Below are 2,688 nucleotides of genomic sequence, written 5' to 3'. Positions count from 1 at the left end.
GGGCCGCCCGGCGAACCGGTCGAGCACGGCGCGCTGCTCGGCGGGACGCAGCAGGCGGAGCTGGTCGTTCTGCCCGTGCACGGCCAGCACCTGCTCCGCCAGCGCGGCCAGCACTCCCACCGGGACCGACCGGCCACCCAGGTGCGCCCGGGAACGGCCGTCGGCACCCACCGTCCGCAACGCGATCACACTGCCGTCCTCGTCGGTGTCGCCCCCCGCGTCGGTGATGATCCGCCGGGCCTGGTCACCCGCGAGATCGGCGAAACGCCCCTCGACGGTCGCCTTACCCGCGCCCGCCCGGACCTTCGACGCGTCGGACCGCCCGCCGGAGAGCAGGTGCAGCCCGGTCACCACCATCGTCTTGCCCGCACCGGTCTCGCCGGTGACCACCGTGAACCCGGGGTGGAGATCGAGCACCGCGTCCTCGATGACCCCGAGGCCCTGGATACGCATCTCGGCCAGCACGCACACCACCGTAGCGGCTACCGGGGACGGCGGGGCCCGGACCGAGCCGCGTGCCGCGCGACACGCGGTCTCAGGTGCGCCGCGCGTGCCGCTCGCGCCACCCGGTGACCGGCAGCGAGAACTTGTGCACGAGCCGGTCGGTGAACGGCCCGTCCCACAGCCGCGCCAGCCGCACCGGTACCCCTCCCGCGACGACCCGCACGCGGGAGCCGCGCTCCAGATCGAAGTGCCGCAGGCCGTCGCAGGTCAGCACGGCCGGCGACCCGTGCGGGTCGACGTGGACCACGATCACCGACGACCGGGACACCACAAGCGGCCGGGAGAACATGGCGTGCGCGTTGCTCGGCACCACCAGCAGCGCCTCGACGTCCGGCCAGATCACCGGGCCACCGGCCGAGAACGCGTACGCGGTGGACCCGGTGGGGGTCGAGCACAGCACGCCGTCGCAGCCGAACGACGAGACGGGCCTGCCGTCCACCTCGATCAACGCGTCGAGGATGCGCTCCCGCGAGCTTTTCTCGACGCTGGCCTCGTTCAGCGCCCACGTGCTGGCGGTGACGACGTCTCCGTGGGTGACGGTGACGTCGATGGTCATGCGTTCCTCGATGCGGTAGCGGCGCTGCACCACGCCCTCCACCGTCTCGCCGAGCGCGTCGTAGTCGGCCTCGGTGAGAAAGCCCACGCGGCCGAGATTCACCCCCAGGATCGGCACCCCGGCGGGGCGGGCCAGCTCGGCCGCGCGGAGCAGCGTGCCGTCCCCGCCGAGGACGAGCACCAACTCCGTTCCGCCCGCGGGATTGTCGTAGGGCGCGACCACGGCGCACGGCAGGTCGTGTCCGGGTGGCTCCACGATGCGCCGCACCTCGTCGTCGACGACCCGCAGCCGGATTCCCGCGGCGGCGAGCCGGGCCGCGACGTCTCGTGCCGCACCGGTGGTGGCGTCGCGGTCGGGATGGACGACCAGCAGCACCTCACGCTCACCGGCTCCCCTCACGACGGCCCCTCCGTCACGGCCCTGTGCACCATCGCCTCCAGTTCGTCCCGCGTCCGCGCGCCCACCGGGCCGGACGTCGGCCCGCTCGCCCGGTCGCCCTCGCCGTCCGCGGTCGTCCGACGGACCCACGCGAAGTACTCGACGTTGCCGGACGGGCCCGGAAGCGGGCTGGCGGCCACACCGAGCGTACGCAGACCGAGGGTGGCGGCCTCGGAGAGCACGCCCAGTACGGCCTCGGCCCGCAGCGCGGGCTCACGCACCACGCCGCCGCTGCCGAGACGGTCCTTGCCGACCTCGAACTGCGGTTTGACCATGGGCACCAGATCACCGCCCTGCCGCAGGCACGCGGTCAGCGCCGGGAGCACCAGGCGCAGGGAGATGAACGACAGATCCGCCACCACGAGGTCGACCGGTCCGCCGACCGCATCCGGCGTCAGCGCGCGCACGTTGGTGCGGTCCAGCACCGTCACCCGGTCGTCGGTGCGCAGGCGCCAGTGGAGCAGGCCGCGGCCCACGTCGGCGGCGACGACCGACCGCGCGCCCTCGCGCAACAGCACGTCGGTGAACCCACCGGTGGAGGCGCCCGCGTCGAGGCATCGCGCACCGCTGACGGTCAACCCCAGCGAGGCGAACGCCTCCAGCGCGCCGAGCAGCTTGTAGGCCCCCCGGGAAGCCCAGCCCGGGTCGTCGTCGGCGCGCACCACGATCGCCGCGTCCGTTTCGACCCCGGTCGCGGGCTTGCTCGCGACGAGCCCGCGGACCGTCACCCTGCCCTCGCCGATCAACGAACTCGCGTGCTCGCGGGAGCGGGCCAGCCCCCGGCGCACGAGTTCGGCGTCCAAACGCGCCCTGCGCGGCACGGTCAGACCTTGTCGATGCTGGACAGCGCCGCGGACAGCGCGGTGTGCACGTCGTCGAACCTCCGCACGTGCTCGGCCGGCGCCACCGCGTCGAGGTCGTCGAGCGCGGCGACGGCCTGCTCGATCGCGGCGCGGGGATCGGGTTCCCCGGAACTCTGCCCCGTCACGTCGTCGGCAGCGGTGTCCGTGGCCGGCCGCGCCGGGTCTGTCTGTGCGTGCACCCCTCAACGCTAACCGATTCCGCACACCGCACCCACGTCCCACACGGGGTCCGCAAGCCCGGCCCCGTCGGCCCTCCGCCCGGCTCCAGCGGTCCGGACCCGGCCGGTCCGGGCGCCACCCGGGGCTCGGCCTCGCCACCGGTCGAGT

Annotated in this window: 4 protein-coding genes and 1 other annotated feature (1 of these 5 only partly in view); all 4 genes read right to left on the bottom strand. The window is 74.3% G+C overall.

Going from position 1 to position 2,688, the window contains the following annotated elements:
- On the bottom strand, positions 1-465 hold a 465-nt coding region (locus SACSA_RS0109675), incomplete at its 3' end, for an AAA family ATPase (RefSeq protein ID WP_198009031.1).
- 70 nt (positions 466-535) lie between these two features.
- Positions 536-1,459 carry an NAD kinase gene (locus tag SACSA_RS0109670; protein WP_019815431.1) on the bottom strand — a complete coding sequence of 308 codons (924 nt, stop codon included), beginning with the start codon at positions 1,457-1,459 and terminating at the stop codon, positions 536-538.
- The gene (locus SACSA_RS0109665) at positions 1,456-2,319 is read right to left on the bottom strand and encodes a TlyA family RNA methyltransferase (RefSeq protein WP_028661728.1); all 864 of its coding nucleotides are present in this window, start codon (positions 2,317-2,319) and stop codon (positions 1,456-1,458) included. Before SACSA_RS0109665 ends, SACSA_RS0109670 begins: the two co-directional genes overlap by 4 nt.
- A gap of 2 nt (positions 2,320-2,321) precedes the next feature.
- Positions 2,322-2,540: a hypothetical protein gene (locus tag SACSA_RS22270; RefSeq protein WP_019815428.1), complete on the bottom strand. Its 219-nt coding sequence runs from the start codon at positions 2,538-2,540 to the stop codon at positions 2,322-2,324.
- Between the two features lie 133 nt (positions 2,541-2,673).
- Positions 2,674-2,688, bottom strand: a sequence feature (16S ribosomal RNA rRNA prediction is too short); it runs 558 nt beyond the window's last position.

This window comes from Saccharomonospora saliphila YIM 90502 (genome assembly GCF_000383795.1).
GTDB lineage: Bacteria > Actinomycetota > Actinomycetes > Mycobacteriales > Pseudonocardiaceae > Saccharomonospora > Saccharomonospora saliphila.
The sequence above is the reverse complement of the archived record's forward strand: the minus strand, read 5'-3'. Positions and strand labels throughout refer to the sequence as shown.